Source organism: Neobacillus nitrireducens, from assembly GCF_030915405.1.
GTDB lineage: Bacteria > Bacillota > Bacilli > Bacillales > Cytobacillaceae > Neobacillus.
In genome coordinates, this window is sequence record NZ_CP133262.1 from 4,365,436 (window position 1) to 4,383,037 (window position 17,602).

Consider the following 17,602-nt stretch of genomic DNA (forward strand, 5'->3'; position numbering starts at 1 on the left):
CATAAAAAAAGCCGCTTATTTAAAATCAAGACTAAAATAATTAAAATGTAAGGAAATAAAAGGCTCTCACGTTGTGTATATGTACACAACGTGAGAGCCTTTCTTCAAATTTTCGTAATAAAGTTGTCTCCTAAAAGTTTTCATATAGCTTACCGTTAACTCTTTTAATTTCCTCTTTTAATTGCTTGTTTTCCTTTTCTAATTCTCGAATGCGTTCGCGAAAGACTTGAATTAAGCTATCTTTATTCTCAACATTCATATTCTTCTTTATATTCTTTGGAGATGCCACTTCTCGTTGTTGCTGACGAAGGGTTTCAATCCTTTCCCTTAGTTCAGTTTGGTTGTATAAATAAGACTTAGAAACTCCTGCTGCGATTGTAACAGTATTGAAATTTATTTTTTCATTCTGCTGGATCAATTGTTTAATCGTTTGTTCAACCTTATCAACTGTTTCTTCTTTTTTCTTTTTTGCATATGCAACGACTGCCTCAGTATTTCTTTTGTGTTTCATTATTTCACCACACTATCTTTTCTTTCCTGAGCTTGTAGTAATATTCTTTTGGCACTAGAACCACGGTGAGCTTTACCCTCGGTAAGTTGATCCCTAACTCTTGTTAGATTGTTCAATTGTTCTAGCGTTTTTTCGTTGTATATTGGGTAATGCCTCGTCATTTCTATATGTTCTTCAACCTTTTTGATTTCTCTGTTAAAATCGGGAAGATTTTCGGGGGTTGTACAAAAATTAGGACATGTTAAACAAGGTGTAATTACATATGGACAACCCTCTTTTTTAGAAGCCAAACAATAGCCTAAAGGAACACGTACTGCCTCAATATTACTTTGAATATATTCCCAATGGATAAGGTCCTCATCCAAATTCATTTCTGATACTCTCGCCATACCAAGGTCAACTCGTAAGAGTGGACCCTTTTTTTCTTGTGCCTTTAACCATTCTTTTCTAAGGGTATCATCGGCAATTTTGGCATACCTCATTGTCATTTCAGGTGAAGAATGGGCAAACCATTTCATAATGTGAGTTAAATTCATTCCAAGGTTGATTAATTCTACACCTTTTGTATGCCGGAATGCATGGTTTCCAAAGTGATAGACAGTTCCGTTTTGATCTACAATGGAATATCTTTCAGCCCAACGATTTAATGCATCGCGAATACTTTGGTCAGTGAAAGGTTTTCCCTTCCGTTTTCCTTTTGTTCGAACAAATAAATACCCTTCGGGATTGTTCTTATGTGTTGTTTTGTCTTTTGTTTGCTCTATAATGACTTGTAAAACTTTAGCTAGTTCCTTATCAATAGGCACTCGGTGTTGTTTCACATCTGTTTTTGGAATATCTCCTTGTAAATAATAACCATTGTTTGTGGGTATCAAACAATTTTGGAACCGGAGGTTCAAAATATCACTTATTCTCCATCCGGTAGCTATAAGTAATATCACAATTGGTACATATTCTTTTTCATTATCCTTCATAGGTGGATTAACGTCTTCTGGATTCAGGTTTATAAGAAGCTCCAACTGATTCATGACGGTTTCAGGAATATATTTAATTTGATTTTCATTTTGCTTCGGTTGCTTCAAAAAATCCTCCCTAAAAAATAATGTGCCGATATGCTTTAACGGAGCTTCAGATCGTTCAGAACGTTGAAGATACTCTAAAAAGTATTTAACAGATGAAATCAAAAAATTCCTATAATATGGGCTATAAGAGGAGTTACTCTGATTAAAATAAATTAAATACTTTTCAATGTCTTCTCTTTTTAATTGGCTAAAATCTTTCCAATCTGGATGTTGTCCCTTAACGTAGTTTAAATAACTACTGATCCCTATAATATGACCAGCTAATTTACCCTGACTTAAATAGGTTAATGCATAAGCACAATATTCCTTTACTATTTTTCGAAATGGTGTAGGGATTTTCTCAAAAGAAAGGAGATAATGGGTTCCGTTTATTGTATACCTTGCATTCGGTATCTTTCTCAAATCCCATACATCCTTCTCAAGCTCTTCCCGTGTATCATAGAAGTGAGATAAATATTTAATAATTGAATTAAAAACTGTAATATGTGAGGAGTTATTGCCACTCTTTGTTATTATTCTGATACCTGTATTGGTCAAAAAAGTTTTGTATTTCATTAAGCCCTGATTAAAAGGTATATCTACCAAACTCTCAATCTTAGAATAATATTTCTCCAAGAAATGACTTAAGTGTACAAGTGAAAATGAATACAACACTAATGTACTAAGGGATAAACTCTCATTCACCAATTTATTAGCGAAGAAAAATTTAATTTCATGTCTAATTGAATTAGATAAGAATGTAAAATCTATTTTTGTTTTCGAGGCGGACCAAGAACTACCACCACCGTATACCTTAAAAAAGGAGTTTGTTAAATCCCATACATCATTTTCAAAATACCCACACAATTGCTCTTGAATCACTGCCGTTTTCTCGGATGTTACGCAGGGTTGATAAGCAACAGTGTTACTCTTCATTTTTCTCCTCCCTTAATTGTTTTTGCATCATAGCTTTCTCCCAATCATTCCGTATATCATCTTCAGAAGGGTGAATATACATTTGAATTGTTGTTTGCACATGGGCATGTCCTGCTCGCTTTTGAAGAGTTTCAGGACGCATTTCACCTGTTTTCCATAACTCCGTTATATTTGTATGACGTAACATATGGGGTGTCGCATCTATTCCAGTTTTTGCTTTAAGACGATTAAAAAGTGCTTGAATGCAATGATAATCGAGGGGGCTCCCTTTTTGTTCCCCGCGAAGTTTTATAAAAACAAAATTTGTATCAATCTCGTCTGTATGAATATCTATGATATAAGCCCGGTAAAGGTTAGCTAATTCATTTGATATATCAAGCGTGCGGGGGCTACATATTGTCTTAATCTCTGCACCATTAATAAGTTCTCCACGATCTCGTATTGTGATCTTTTTTGCTGCTGGAACAATATCAGAAAGGTGAAGTGATAGGGCTTCACCAATCCTAATGCCTGTCTCATAAAGAAGTGCCAATAAAAATTTATCCCTGACGTTCCGACATGCATCAACTAATTTTTGTACCTGTTCTGATGTCAAAACTTTTAACTTTTCCCTTGGTTCCTTAAGTTTCAAAATCATAATATTTTTTGATTTATTTTTAAGTGTGTGGTGGAGAAAGCCCTTGAAACTACCCCTAGAGGCGAGTATCTGACTTTTCAGACGCTCAGATAAATCCAAAGCGTAGTCTTCATGCCTCATCAAATAATCATAAAATGAGTAGACCTTGTCAAGATAGATATTAATTGTACAAGCCTTTCTCGTTTTAACATCTGTTTGTTTTATATTAATTACCTTTAAATCCCGATAGGGATTCTGAAGCCACCTAACAAACTCCGCCATATTGTCAATTCCGATATCCCTGTAATCTGCCTGCTTTTGCTCCAGAAACTCAAAAAATAATTTCAATGCAAAGCAATAAGAACGGAGTGTATTTCTGGAAGATCCAGTGTTGTCCATATACTTGAGGAATTTTACTACTGGTTTTACAAATTCCCCATGGTTATCTTGAAGTAAATATCTCTTTCTATTACCTGAGACAATGATCTCTTGGACTTTCATAACCAACCATCCTCTTTTACTTATTTAATGGGGAATTTACTCCATTAGTAAATTTCAATCATATTGGACTTATCCTAATTTCAACAAAACAGAATGTACCTTCGTAGTATACTTTGACTACTATAATTATGAAATAGGGTTTTACTGTCAATAAAGTACAATAAAAAGGGATAAACCCCACGTAGAATACGTTAAGGTCTATCCCTAATTATAGTTGTGTTTTTCAACAAGAAGCGGCTTCTTATTTTATTACAAGATAATAAATTATAAGTTTTGAACCTAGATAACTGTCTAGCTCCAGCGCCCTAGCGGCTAGTGTCCTTCGCTCTCCGCCCTACGATAAGTCAACATCGAATCGCTAACGCTCTTCGTGTTTCCTATATCTCAGTTGGAGCGCTCCAGGCCATACGCCGCTGAACAGGGCGCTTTCGCTTTTATTTTTGCAGTTCAAAGTTTTTTGCTTCTTCGATTGCGAAGGGATGGTAGTGTTTGTATTTTTTGAAACCAATCCAGCTGAACAGTGCTCCATAAACAATGAATATGGCGGCGACAATATACATAACTGTTGTTTCAGAAATAAATAGCAGGTGATTAACTCCAAATAAAAAGACAAACAGTCCAAGTGCAATATTTGATTTAGCAGCAAGCCATTTCTTTTCTACTAAACGGTTGCTTCTGATGTATTTTGTTTTATAAAATAGATAGAAAGCAAATAGTATGGCAATTAAAATAACAAGTACATACATATTATTTCCTCCAAGCATAGAAAATCTTTTATTATTGTAACTGTAAAAACAAAAAAATACCACCATTGAGTTAGTTGGTAAAAGGAGCATTGCCCATGATTGAGCAAATTTTAGCAGAGATTAAACAATATGAAACCATCATTATCCATCGTCATGTCCGCCCGGACCCTGATGCCTACGGTTCACAGGGGGGATTGGCAGCGATTCTCCAAGCGTCCTTTCCAGATAAAAAGATTTATGCAGTAGGCCTAGAGGAGCCAACCCTTCATTACATGCGCAGGCTTGATGTCATTGAAGATGACGTATACAAGGGGGCATTAGTGATCGTTTGTGATACCGCAAATGCTGAACGAATTGATGACAAGCGTTATTCACTGGGTGATAAATTAATAAAAATTGATCATCATCCAAATGAGGATCCATACGGTGATTTACTATGGGTAGATACAAGTGCCAGCTCGTGCAGCGAAATGATTTATGAATTTTATTTAACTGGAAAAGACAAAGGGCTTAGAATGAATGATGAAGCGGCAAGATTATTATACGCTGGAATTGTCGGCGATACGGGAAGATTTCTTTTTCCGAGTACAACAGAAAAGACGCTCGGTTACGCCGGGGAATTGATTCATTATAATTTTTCAAGGACAGAGCTATTTGACAAAATGTATGAATTGGATACCAATATCATTAAGTTAAATGGTTATATCCTCCAAAATTTTGAATTTCAGAAAAACGGGGTTGCCTCTGTCAGACTAACAAAAGAACTTCTCCAAGAGTACAATGCAAAACCGGCAGAAGCATCGCTCTTAGTTGGAACATTGGGAAATGTAAAAGGAATTAAAGCATGGGTTTTCTTCATCGAAGAAACCGAACAAATAAGAGTCCGATTGCGTTCAAAAGGTCCGGTCATCAATGGAGTGGCAAGGCAGTTTAAAGGTGGAGGACACCCGCTAGCATCAGGTGCATCCATCTATTCATGGAACGAAGTAGATAATGTATTGAAAGCACTTGACGAGGTATGTGAAAATTATTCCTTTAACAAATAGAAAAATCGGCCCTGTTTATGGCAGGGGCCGATTTTTTATTCGAATTGTATCTCTAGTTGTATCGAAAGATTTGTATAAAAAACCATTTCTTTCACCTTAAGTTTATACCGTTTATCATTTATTTTGATGGGTTTATTTTCAATAATCTTTTTCAGAAGGTCCTTACTTTTGTAGACTGTTTCGATGTCTTTGGCAATCATCAAGCTAATATCATCTCTAACCGCATCTTCTGTCTCTGAAACGCTTAATAAATCAAGTTTATATTTTTCCCAGTTGGTAATTCTTACATTGATTTTCTGCACGGTAAGTTGTTCAATTTTTCGCTTATTGATTTCTTTATATTCTTCCTGCCAGATCTTTTTCTCGTCTTTTAAGTCAACAATTTCCTGCGCTTGTTTCCGGATTAATTCAGTGTTCTCTTCCTGCCAAACTCCATAAATATATAAAAAAATACACCAGCTAATCACACCGCCAACGGCCATTCCTGCAAAAAATCGCTGCCAGGCAGGTCTTCTATATAATGGCGGGATTCTCATGATGAGATATGCTCCTGTGTTAACCAATTGATAATCAAGGCACCCGTTTGGGCTCCGCCCAGGGCTGAGAGAATTATTAATAATTGTTTGACTAGGTCCTTTGTGTCGGCGTTAAAAATTCCTCTTTCAAACGTATAAACAGCGTCAAATGTCCCGCCAATAGCAGAAACAATCGCCCAAATTCTCAGTGCAGAAGATAAGCGGTAAACAGTCGTAAGTGGAGGCTGCCCGGTTAGAAAAGAGGCGATTCCGCCAATAAGTGAACCGCCAAGCACCACCCCTAAGGCAATAAAGTAGCTTTCAATAAAAGCAGGAAAAAAACCAATTTCTTTCATATCCTCAACCGCCCTTATCCATAATCAATCCCATTACTCATTTATATGGACAAACTAGTGCAAATATGAATTAAGAATTGTCTAGCTTCAGCGCCCAGCGGCTAGTGTACTTCGCTCTCCGCCCTACGATAAGTCAAGCACGAATGCGCTTTCGCTCTTCGTGTTTCCTTTATCTCGGTTGGAGCGCTCCAGTCCATACGCCGCTAAACGGGCACTTCAGCTTTTCTAATAAAATAAGAACATATTTTCCTTTTTTGTATTTAAGCTCTATAATAGAGGGAGAGATTATGGAATGAAGGGTGTGAGAATATGTCTTTTATTCACCTGCATGTATATAGTGCATATAGTTTGTTAACCAGTACGGCTTCAGTTCCGGATTTAATTGAAAATGCACTGAAAAAAGGCTTTTCTGCAATCGCCTTAACGGACAGAAATGTTATGTATGGAACTATTGAATTTTATAAATTGTGTAAAAAAAATAACCTTAGACCCATTATCGGGTTAACTGTAGATGTCGAAAGCGAACATACCCAAAATGAGTCTTATCCACTGGTCCTGCTCGCTGAGAATGATCATGGCTATAATAATCTATTAAAGATATCCAGTACGGTTCAAACGAAAACTGAACATGGGATTCCGTTAAAATGGCTGAAACATTATTCGGAAGGGCTGATTGCGATTACTCCCGGACCAGTAGGAGAAATCGAGCAGTCTATTTTAATTGGCCAAGAGGAAATCGCCAGAGAGATCATCAGTAAACTGGCTGCCATCTTCGGTAGAAACAGCTTTTTTCTGGCGATTCAAGATCATCAGCTTGAACAAGAAACAACCATCAGAAATCAGTTTAACTTGATTTCAAAAGAAATGAATATCCCTCTTGTAGCAACAAACCAGGTCCATTATTTAGAAAAAGAAGATATGTTTGCCCAAGAGTGTCTATTAGCCATAAAAAATGGCGATAAATTGCAGGACGACCATAGAGAAAGACTGGAAAACGACGAGTACTATTTAAAACCTGCCAGTGAGATGGTCGACCGCTTTTCTGATCTCCCAGATGCACTGGAAAATACGCTCAGGATTGCTAACAGATGCAACTTCAACATTGAACTTAATAAGACGTATCTACCAGCATTCCCAACGGAGAATGGAATGCAAGCTCCGGAGTACCTTGAAGTATTATGCAAGCAGGGATTAACGGAACGTTTTCCTTCACCTTCCGAAGAATATTATCAACGTTTATCCTATGAACTCTCGGTCATAAAGCGAATGGAATTCAGCAATTACTTTTTAATTGTTTGGGATTTTATGAGATATGCTCGCGTGCAGGGGATTTTGACTGGACCTGGAAGGGGCTCAGCCGCAGGTTCGCTTGTTGCCTATGTTTTATACATTACCGATGTTGACCCATTAAAGCATAATCTATTATTTGAACGGTTTTTAAATCCTGAACGGATTTCAATGCCAGATATTGATATAGATTTTCCCGACCATCGACGTGATGAAGTGATTAATTATGTGGCCGGAAAATATGGTGAACTGCATGTTGCACAAATCGTCACATTTGGAACGCTCGCAGCAAAAGCAGCCTTAAGAGATGTCGGTAAAGTTTTTGGATTAAATTCAAAGGAACTCGAACAATTATCGAGGACAATCCCACCGCGTTTAGGAGTAAATCTACAAGGTGCCTATAAAGAATCCGAAGCACTCAGAAGGTTTATAAAGGAAAACCCGATGAATGAACGGCTTTTTGAAACGGCATTAAAACTAGAAGGACTGCCGCGCCACACTTCGACCCATGCAGCCGGTGTGGTAATAAGTGAGAAACAACTAATTGATTTGATCCCTATTCAACGGGGGTCTAATCATGTTTATTTAACGCAATATTCAATGGAACATCTTGAAGAAGTCGGTCTCCTGAAAATGGACTTTCTAGGCTTGCGGAATCTTACATTACTAGATTCAATTTTATCTTCTATCCATCGTAAGACGGGGAAGAAGGTAAACCTCAACTCGATACCGTTAGAGGACACTAAGACCTTCAGCTTGTTAGCGGACGGTGAAACGACAGGTATATTTCAGCTTGAATCCGAAGGGATGCGAAAGGTTCTAACTCGTTTGAAACCTTCCCGTTTTGAAGATATTGTGGCAGTCAATGCCCTGTACCGGCCGGGTCCAATGGAAAATATCCCGCTCTTTATTGAACGAAAACACGGCATAAAGAAAGTTGAATTTCCACACCCTGATTTACAGCCAATCCTTGAAAATACATATGGCGTAATTGTTTACCAAGAGCAAATCATGCAAATTGCTTCGAAGTTGGCGGGCTTTTCACTCGGTGAAGCCGATTTATTAAGAAGAGCTGTCGGGAAAAAGAAGAAAGAAATCCTTGATAAGGAGCGGAGCCATTTTGTCCAGGGAGCCTTAAAAAAAGGGTATGAATTAACATTGGCTAATGATATCTACGATTTAATTGTTCGGTTTGCAAATTATGGCTTTAACCGCAGCCATGCGGTTGCTTATAGTATGATTGCATACCAGTTAGCCTTTTTAAAAGCAAATTACCCGGTTTATTTTATGGCAGGCCTCTTAACATCAGCCATCGGAAATGATACGAAAATAGGGCAATATATCATGGAAACAAAACAAAAAGGGATTACAGTCCTGCCTCCATCCATCAATAATAGTGGTTTCGCCTTTCAAGTGGAACAGGACGGAATTCGTTACAGTTTAGCAGCGATTAAAAGCGTAGGTGCAGCAGCATTAAAAGAAATTTTTCAAGCCAGGAAAAAGAGAAAGTTCGCTGACCTATTTGATTTTTGCATCCGGGTTTCCGCTAAAGCCATCAATCGAAAAACGCTTGAGTTCCTTGTCCATTCAGGCTGCTTCGATGAATTTGGAGAAGATCGTGCCGTGTTGCTTGCAAGTATAGATGTAGCGATGGAGCATGCGCAAATCTTTAAACCAACCGAAGATAACCAATTTGATTTATTTGAAGAAGAGTTCATTCCGAAGCCTAACTATATGCAAGTCGATCCGATTAGCCTGGAGAATAAGTTGACATTCGAAAAAGATGCGCTTGGCTTCTATCTATCTGACCATCCAGTTTCTATTTATGAAAAGCAACTTAAACACTCAGGAGCAACCCTCTTATTTGGACTTAATAATCAAAACCAAAGGGTGGCATCAGGTGTATATATCACCTCGATGAAATCAATACGGACCAAGAAAGGTGATTCCATGGCCTTTTTATCCATAAGTGATTCCAGTGGCGAAATGGAAGCAGTAGCTTTCCCGAATGTATACAAAAGATATTCGCATCTATTAGGGCAAGGTAAATTTGTTTTGCTTGAAGGGAAAGTTGAAGAACGTGATGGGAAGCAGCAATTTATTATTCAACAAGGTTCAAATTTAGTAGAGTGGCTGCAAACAAAATCCGTTAAACAATCCGTTTTATATGTGAAAATAGTGGAGGAGAAACAGGACGATCAATCTCTTCAACAACTACATCAGCTGTTAAAAGAAAATCAGGGAAGAGCGGCAGTGGTTTTACACTATGAAAAAAGTCGAAAAACCATTAGGCTCGGGGATGAAAATAATATCAATCCTACCCCTGATTTTCTGCAAATATTGAGAAATATGCTTGGTCCAAAAAATGTTGTTTTGAAGGAATAATTCTTTACAACGATTGAAGATATGTTATAGTGATAATGAGACAAGTGTGGTCTGACCACCAAAAAGCGAACTGCAGATAGTGGGATGTTAAATAAGCTTTTGTAAAAATTTGAGGGGTGAAATATCTTGACTTTACGGGAAGAAGCACTACATATGCATCGAATTAATAAGGGGAAATTAGAATCGAAATCTAAAGTTTTAGTCCGAAATGCACATGATTTAAGCTTAGCGTATTCACCAGGTGTTGCAGAGCCTTGCAAAGATATTTATGAAAAGCCTGAATTGGTTTATGAATATACCATGAAAGGGAACATGGTTGCTGTCGTTTCTGATGGAACAGCTGTTCTTGGACTTGGAAATATTGGACCTGAAGCCGCTCTCCCTGTTATGGAAGGTAAAGCAGTCCTATTTAAAAGTTTTGCCGGTGTGGATGCTTTTCCAATCTGTTTGAACACAACGGATGTTGACAAAATTGTTGAAACAGTTAAATTGCTTGAACCTACCTTTGGTGGCGTAAACCTTGAAGATATTGCTGCGCCAAATTGTTTCGTGATTGAGGAAAGATTGAAAAAAGAAGCAAATATTCCTATTTTTCATGATGATCAGCATGGTACAGCAATTGTGACTGTGGCAGGACTTGTCAATGCACTAAAGCTTATCGGCAAAAAAATGCAGGAAATTAAAGTGGTTGCAAACGGTGCTGGTGCAGCGGGGATTGCCATTATTAAATTGTTATATAGTTATGGTGTTAGAGACATAATTATGTGCGATACTAAAGGAGCCATTTACGAAGGGCGCCCACAAGGAATGAATGCAGTTAAATCTGAAGTAGCGAAATATACAAACCGAGATAACCTAACAGGCAGCCTTGCAGATGTCATTAAAGGTGCTGATGTATTTATCGGGGTTTCAGTTGCAGGTGCACTTACAAAAGAAATGGTTGCTTCAATGAATCCAGATTCAATCATTTTTGCAATGGCCAATCCTGATCCTGAGATTATGCCTGATGAGGCAAAAGCAGCAGGGGCCAAAGTGGTTGGAACAGGCCGTTCAGATTTTCCAAACCAAGTTAACAATGTTCTCGCTTTCCCGGGAATTTTCCGTGGGGCACTTGATGTTCGTGCTACCCATATAAATGAAAAAATGAAAATCGCGGCTGTAGAAGCTATTGCCAACCTAATCAACCCAGATGAACTAAATGCCGATTATGTCATTCCGGGACCTTTTGACCCGAGAGTTGCTCCAGATGTTGCAGCAGCAGTCGCAAAAGCAGCCATGGAGACTGGTGTTGCTCGCATTAAGGTTGATCCTGAAGAAATAAAGGAAAAAACAAAAAGGCTCGCTATTATTGGCAAAAGTGAGTGAACGTAAGTGGCAAACAATCCGAAAGTATATTTAGAAATTGTTAAGCATTTACGAGAAATGATAACCATCGATGGATTAATAGCCGGAGATAAAATCCCATCTGAACGAGAATTGTCGGAGCGCCTGAATTTCGGGCGCTCTTCCGTTAGAGAAGCACTTAGGGCTTTAGAATTACTGGGACTAATTGAAACCAGACGGGGTGAAGGGACCTTTATTCGTGACTTTCAGGGGAACCATCTCGTTCAGCTTCTAAGTACTTTTATTTTACAGGATGAAAAAGCAAAACGAGATGTATTGGAAACCAGGAATTATATAGAGATGGACCTCCTAAGATTAGCTTTGCTAAAAATAGATGACCAACATATTGTGAATGTGAAAGACTGGCTAAATCAAGAAGACAGCATACAAGATGATGAGTTTTTTAATCGAATAATTGAGATTGCAGATAATCACCTTTTATCTAGAATTTGGTCAATATTAAAAGACTATTACGATTCGCTTGAATTAGTAAAAGTGACCATTCATCGTGAAAAATATCTAGCCTTACTCGATGCCCTCGCTGAAAAGAATGAATTAAAAACACTATCCGCCTATTATAATCTACGGAATTTGTCTGTTTTTAACGACAAATACTAACAGATTTTGAATCATTTTTATTCTATAGTGAAGGTTAACCAAGCCCTTTGATAGGGTATTTTTGTTTCAACAGTGGTCTGACCACTATAGATGTATGAAGTTTAGTGTGGATAGAAAAACTGCTAAATAGGATTAATGGGATAAACTTGCCATCTGGCGTTATGTAACAAAGGAGGTTTAATTTTGGCACTAAAAGATCTTTTTTCAAAAAATCATCCAAAAAAGAAGAAATATGCTCAAATACCAACGGAAACGGCAAAAAATGATGTTCCTGAAGGAATAATGTCAAAGTGCCCTTCATGTAAGAAGATTATGTATACAAAAGAATTAGTGAAAAATTTAAAGGTATGCTTGCATTGCGGTCATCATTTCCCAATGAACTCAAAAGAACGAATTGACAGTTTCATTGAAGAAGGAAGTTTCATGGAGATGAACGATAATATGATTTCTAAAAATCCATTAAATTTTCCTGACTACCTTGAAAAGCTTGAGAAAGACCGCCAAAAAAGTAAACTTAACGAGGCGGTTGTAACAGGTATTGGGACAGTGAATGGATATAAAATTGTCGTGGCTATCATGGATTCTTCATTCCGAATGGGAAGCATGGGCTCGGTTGTCGGCGAAAAAATTACGCTGGCAATTGAAAAAGCAGATGAGTTAAATGTACCGTTTATTATTTTTACCGCATCAGGTGGCGCAAGAATGCAAGAGGGCGCCTTAAGTTTAATGCAAATGGCAAAAACAAGTATTGCTTTAAAGAGGTTTAGCAATAATGGCGGATTAATCATTTCAATCATGACCCACCCGACAACGGGGGGAGTTTCAGCAAGTTTCGCATCATTGGGCGATTTCAACCTTGCTGAACCAGGTGCGTTAATCGCATTTGCCGGACGCAGAGTGATTGAACAATCCATTCGTGAAGAATTACCGGAGGATTTTCAAACATCCGAGTTTCTCTTAAAACACGGACAACTGGACGCAATAATTGCTCGAAATGAACTTATTGAGAAAATCACGACTATTCTAGAGATCCATCAACCTGGAGGTGTGCTCAAATGGTAGGTGAATTAGAATTTGAACGCCCTGTAATCGAGTTAAGAAAGAAAATTACTGATTTAAAAGAGTTCACCAAAACTGCTGATGTTGATTTAAGTTCCGAAATCAACAAATTAGAGAAGAGACTTGAAAAGCTTGAACAAAGTATATATGAAAATATTAAGCCCTGGGACAGGGTTCAAATTGCTCGCCTTTCTAACAGGCCGACAACAATGGATTATATCCCTTATTTGTTTGAGAATTTCTTTGAATGTCACGGTGACAGAACCTTTGCTGATGATGAGGCGATTGTAGGCGGAATAGCTAAATTTCGTGGGTTACCTGTTACGGTAATTGGCCATCAGCGTGGAAAAGATACGAAAGAGAACATTCGCAGAAACTTTGGAATGCCACACCCTGAAGGGTATCGAAAAGCCCTTCGATTAATGAATCAGGCGAATAAATTTAATCGTCCGATCATCTGTTTCATTGATACGAAGGGAGCCTATCCTGGGAAGGCTGCAGAGGAACGAGGTCAAAGTGAAGCAATTGCACGCAATTTGTTTGAAATGGCTGGTCTTAAGGTTCCCGTGGTTTGTATTGTGATTGGTGAAGGCGGTAGTGGTGGTGCTCTTGCACTTGGAGTGGGCAACCGTATCTATATGCTTGAGAACTCCACCTACTCAGTTATCTCACCAGAGGGTGCTGCTGCAATTTTATGGAAAGATGCCTCTCTTGCTAGAAATGCGGCAGAAACGATGAAAATAACCGCGCCAGATTTAAAGGAACTAGGCATTATTGATGATGTTATTCCAGAAATTAAGGGCGGAGCCCAAAGGGATGTAATAAAGCAGGCAGAAGAAATTGATAGGGTGCTTAAGACTTCACTACAGCAATTGTTAAAGCTTTCAGAAGAGGAATTAATAGCTGATCGTTACAACCGTTTCAGGACAATCGGCGAATTCGGACTAGTCAATGATTACATCGGTGTTAATTAAAAAACGTGCTCATAGGCACGTTTTTTTCATTCACAGAATGTTCACTATAAATCCTTGAAAATGGCAATGACGACGTTTACATTTGTAGATAAACCGTTTCCAATTAACTGATTATTCCGTCTCTTATAATTACTAATACCATAAGGTTGTTATAGTTATTTCTTCATGTTATTTTATAAATATTCGCAGGTTTTATGTAAATAATAAAAGAAGTGATTTTTTTAAAGGTAGCGTAAATTTATTTGTTTTACAAATAAATGTATACATATTTTCTAATAAAAAATAGAGGTGAGAACCGTGAAAAAAATTGGAGTACTTACAAGTGGTGGAGATGCCCCAGGGATGAATCCAGCGATTCGTGCTGTAGTCCGGAAAGCAATTTATCACAATCTTGAGGTCTATGGTATTTACGGCGGTTATACGGGATTAATTTCTGGAAATATTAAAAAGCTTGAACTTGGTTCTGTTGGAGATATTATTCAGCGCGGAGGGACAATGCTTCAATCAGCACGCTGCCCAGAATTTAAAACAAAAGAAGGACAGCAAAAAGGGATGGAACAGCTAAAAGCACATGGAATTGAAGGTCTTGTGGTTATTGGCGGAGATGGTTCTTACCGTGGGGCAAAAGCATTAACCGAACTAGGTTATCCTTGTGTTGGCGTACCAGGTACCATTGATAATGATATTCCCGGGACAGAATTTACCATTGGTTTTGACACCGCATTAAATACAGTTATCGATTCATTAGATAAAATTCGTGACACCGCGACATCTCATGAAAGAACTTTTATCATTGAAGTAATGGGCAGAAATGCCGGAGATATCGCTCTTTGGACTGGCTTAGCTGGCGGCGCAGAGACGATTTTAATTCCTGAAGTAGGTTATGACATGAATGATATCGTTGATAAGCTTCGCAAGGGGCAAGAACGCGGCAAAAAGCATAGTATTATCGTTGTTGCAGAAGGTGTGTGCAGTGGTGTGGAACTTGGAAAGCAGGTTCAGGAAGCAACAAACTTTGATACGAGAGTATCTGTTTTAGGTCATATTCAACGGGGTGGCTCACCAACAGCAGCTGACAGAGTGCTTGCAAGCAGATTGGGAGCAAGAGCAGTTGAACTTCTAATTGAAGGAAAAGGCGGCCGAGCAGTAGGGATTGAAAAGAATCAGCTTGTTGATTATGACATCATTGAAGCTCTTGCCCGGGAACATAAGTTAGATCATGATCTTTATAAACTTTCGATGGAATTATCAATATAAGAATGATGAACTTAAGAAATTGCAAACTTGCTTTTCTAAAATGGGAGGAACAATAAGAATGTTACGAAAAACAAAAATCGTATGTACGATTGGTCCAGCTAGCGAAAGTGTTGAAAAATTAACCCAATTAATCAATTCAGGTATGAACGTCGCTCGATTAAACTTTTCACATGGGAATTTTGAAGAACACGGGGCACGGATCCAAAATATTCGTGAAGCATCCAAACAAACTGGCAAAACTGTTGCCATCTTGTTAGATACAAAGGGTCCTGAAATTCGGACGAACAACATGGAAAATGGTGCACTTGAGCTGCAAGCCGGAGAAAATATTATCGTTTCCATGAAGGAAGTAGAAGGAACACTTCAAAAGTTTTCAGTTACATATCCAGGACTAATTGATGATGTTCATGTGGGTTCAAAGATTCTCTTAGATGATGGTTTAATTGGCTTAGAAGTAACAAATGTGGATAAATCAGCGAAAGAACTTCATACCAAGATTTTAAATAGTGGGACCTTGAAAAATAAAAAAGGTGTAAATGTTCCGGGTGTATCAGTGAACTTACCTGGTATCACAGAAAAGGATACACAAGATATTCTTTTCGGAATTGAACAAGGTGTTGATTTTATTGCTGCCTCCTTCGTTCGACGTGCAAAGGATGTTCTCGAAATCCGTCAGTTATTAGAAGAAAATAATGCTACACATATCCACATTATTCCAAAGATTGAAAACCAAGAAGGTGTCGATAACATTGACGAAATCTTAGAAATCTCTGATGGATTAATGGTTGCTCGTGGGGATCTTGGTGTAGAAATCCCGGCTGAAGAAGTTCCACTCGTTCAAAAGATGTTAATTAAGAAATGTAATTCACAGGGCAAACCTGTTATTACTGCAACTCAAATGCTTGATTCGATGCAAAGAAATCCACGACCTACCCGCGCTGAAGCAAGTGATGTAGCGAATGCAATTTTTGATGGAACGGACGCCATTATGCTCTCAGGAGAAACAGCGGCAGGCCAATATCCAGTCGAAGCAGTTCAAACCATGCATAATATTGCTTCTAGAGCTGAATCTGCCCTAGATCATAAAGAAATACTTTCAAGTCGCAGTAAAGATACGGAACATAACCTTACCGATGCGATTGGTCAGTCTGTTGCACATACGGCCTTAAATCTTGATGTTAAATCAATCATTACCCCGACCGAAAGCGGTCATACCGCTAGAATGATTTCAAAATATCGTCCGAAAGCAGCCATTGTTGCTGTAACTTCAGTTGAACATGTTTGCCGTCGTCTACAACTTGTATGGGGTGTTTACCCGCAATTTGGACGCGTCGCTACTACAACAGACGAAATGCTCGATATTGCCGTAGAAGAAAGCTTGAACAGCGGTATTGTTAAACGTGGTGATTTAGTTGTTATTACTGCTGGAGTCCCTGTAGGCGAAGCAGGTACAACAAACCTAATGAAAATCCATGTGGTCGGCGATATTATCACAAAAGCACAAGGAATTGGCCGTAGATCCGCATTTGGGAAAGTAGTAGTTGCCCATGATGCTAAAGAAGCTATAGAAAAAGTAAAACAAGGTTCTATTCTTGTGACAATCGGAACAGATCGTGATATGATGCCAGCGCTAGAGAAATGTGCTGCTGTTATTACCCAAGAGGGTGGATTAACGAGCCATGCAGCAGTGGTTGGACTTAACCTAAGCATCCCCGTGATTGTTGGGGTAGATAATGCCTTAGAATTGTTTAAAGATGGCCAAGAAATAACCGTCGATGCGACAAGAGGAGTTATTTACAACGGTCACGCAAGTGTATTATAAGATCTAAAAGAAGAAGGGGAGACCCTTCTTCTTTTTAATAGGGACAATATCATCCCCGTTCGTAATATAATAAAAATAAGACGTTTGGAGGGGGACAATAAATGCGCTATTTATTTTTGTTGATCATTGTTATTCCAGCTATAGATATTGGGGTTTTGCTTTTTTCAGGTAAAGCTATTGGTGTGTGGCCCACCATTACACTCATTTTACTAACAGGCATCATCGGGGCTTATCTAGCAAAAAGAGAGGGTCTGCAGACAATCAGAAGGGTACAGGAACAACTGAGCTATGGTCAGATTCCGGGAGAAGCACTTTTAGATGGTATTTGTATCTTAATTGGCGGAACACTATTATTAACGCCGGGATTTATCACGGATGTGGCCGGGTTTCTATTTCTTTTTCCACCTACCAGAAAGCCAATAAAATTCCTCATCTTAAAATCATGGCGTAATCGGATTAATAAGGGAAATATAAAAATCATAAAATAAAAAATGTCAGCATCCAATTAGGAGCTGACATTTTTAATAAG

15 protein-coding genes are annotated in these 17,602 nt (G+C 38.3%); 9 read left to right on the forward strand and 6 right to left on the reverse strand.

Going from position 1 to position 17,602, the window contains the following annotated elements; translation table 11 throughout:
• Positions 1–130: 130 nt before the first annotated feature.
• The 4 genes from RCG22_RS21215 to RCG22_RS21230 all read right to left on the reverse strand — a co-directional run bounded on the left by RCG22_RS21215 (position 131) and on the right by RCG22_RS21230 (position 4,371).
• The gene (locus tag RCG22_RS21215) at positions 131–511 is read right to left on the reverse strand and encodes a DUF6262 family protein (protein ID WP_308103758.1); all 381 of its coding nucleotides are present in this window, start codon (positions 509–511) and stop codon (positions 131–133) included.
• Entirely contained in the window at positions 511–2,508 is a 1,998-nt protein-coding gene (locus tag RCG22_RS21220; protein WP_308104352.1) for a tyrosine-type recombinase/integrase, read from the reverse strand. Before RCG22_RS21220 ends, RCG22_RS21215 begins: the two co-directional genes overlap by 1 nt.
• Positions 2,498–3,625, reverse strand: a complete 1,128-nt coding sequence (locus RCG22_RS21225; RefSeq protein WP_308104587.1) for a tyrosine-type recombinase/integrase — start codon at positions 3,623–3,625, stop codon at positions 2,498–2,500. The genes RCG22_RS21220 and RCG22_RS21225 overlap by 11 nt, the downstream gene beginning before the upstream one ends.
• Before the next feature lie 434 nt (positions 3,626–4,059).
• Positions 4,060–4,371 (reverse strand): YtpI family protein, encoded by a 312-nt coding sequence (locus RCG22_RS21230; protein ID WP_308104588.1) that lies wholly within the window; start codon positions 4,369–4,371, stop codon positions 4,060–4,062.
• A 95-nt stretch (positions 4,372–4,466) separates the two neighbouring features.
• On the opposite strand from RCG22_RS21230, the gene RCG22_RS21235 reads away from it, so the two are divergent.
• Positions 4,467–5,417, forward strand: coding sequence for a DHH family phosphoesterase (locus RCG22_RS21235; protein ID WP_308104589.1), 951 nt, complete (start codon positions 4,467–4,469; stop codon positions 5,415–5,417).
• 35 nt (positions 5,418–5,452) lie between these two features.
• Here the strand turns inward: RCG22_RS21235 and ytrI are convergent, their stop codons facing one another.
• On the reverse strand, positions 5,453–5,953 hold the full coding sequence (gene ytrI, locus RCG22_RS21240; RefSeq protein ID WP_308104590.1) for a sporulation membrane protein YtrI: 501 nt from the start codon (positions 5,951–5,953) through the stop codon (positions 5,453–5,455).
• Complete coding sequence (ytrH, locus tag RCG22_RS21245) at positions 5,950–6,288, reverse strand: sporulation membrane protein YtrH (protein ID WP_066258120.1); 339 nt, start codon at positions 6,286–6,288, stop codon at positions 5,950–5,952. Before ytrH ends, ytrI begins: the two co-directional genes overlap by 4 nt.
• A gap of 309 nt (positions 6,289–6,597) precedes the next feature.
• Between ytrH and dnaE the strand changes: the two genes are divergently transcribed.
• The 8 genes from dnaE to RCG22_RS21285 all read left to right on the forward strand — a co-directional run bounded on the left by dnaE (position 6,598) and on the right by RCG22_RS21285 (position 17,561).
• Complete coding sequence (dnaE, locus tag RCG22_RS21250; RefSeq protein ID WP_308104591.1) at positions 6,598–9,960, forward strand: DNA polymerase III subunit alpha; 3,363 nt, start codon at positions 6,598–6,600, stop codon at positions 9,958–9,960.
• A gap of 126 nt (positions 9,961–10,086) precedes the next feature.
• Positions 10,087–11,325, forward strand: coding sequence for an NADP-dependent malic enzyme (gene ystJ, locus RCG22_RS21255; RefSeq protein WP_308104592.1), 1,239 nt, complete (start codon positions 10,087–10,089; stop codon positions 11,323–11,325).
• Between the two features lie 57 nt (positions 11,326–11,382).
• Complete coding sequence (locus tag RCG22_RS21260; protein WP_374049486.1) at positions 11,383–11,961, forward strand: FadR/GntR family transcriptional regulator; 579 nt, start codon at positions 11,383–11,385, stop codon at positions 11,959–11,961.
• 183 nt (positions 11,962–12,144) lie between these two features.
• Positions 12,145–13,023 carry an acetyl-CoA carboxylase, carboxyltransferase subunit beta gene (gene accD / locus RCG22_RS21265; RefSeq protein WP_308104594.1) on the forward strand — a complete coding sequence of 293 codons (879 nt, stop codon included), beginning with the start codon at positions 12,145–12,147 and terminating at the stop codon, positions 13,021–13,023.
• Positions 13,017–13,994, forward strand: coding sequence for an acetyl-CoA carboxylase carboxyl transferase subunit alpha (gene accA / locus RCG22_RS21270; RefSeq protein ID WP_308104595.1), 978 nt, complete (start codon positions 13,017–13,019; stop codon positions 13,992–13,994). The genes accD and accA overlap by 7 nt, the downstream gene beginning before the upstream one ends.
• A gap of 297 nt (positions 13,995–14,291) precedes the next feature.
• Positions 14,292–15,251: a 6-phosphofructokinase gene (gene pfkA / locus RCG22_RS21275; RefSeq protein ID WP_098259764.1), complete on the forward strand. Its 960-nt coding sequence runs from the start codon at positions 14,292–14,294 to the stop codon at positions 15,249–15,251.
• 58 nt (positions 15,252–15,309) lie between these two features.
• Entirely contained in the window at positions 15,310–17,073 is a 1,764-nt protein-coding gene (gene pyk / locus RCG22_RS21280) for a pyruvate kinase (protein ID WP_308104597.1), read from the forward strand.
• A 101-nt stretch (positions 17,074–17,174) separates the two neighbouring features.
• The gene (locus RCG22_RS21285; protein WP_098259762.1) at positions 17,175–17,561 is read left to right on the forward strand and encodes an FxsA family protein; all 387 of its coding nucleotides are present in this window, start codon (positions 17,175–17,177) and stop codon (positions 17,559–17,561) included.
• Positions 17,562–17,602: the final 41 nt, after the last annotated feature.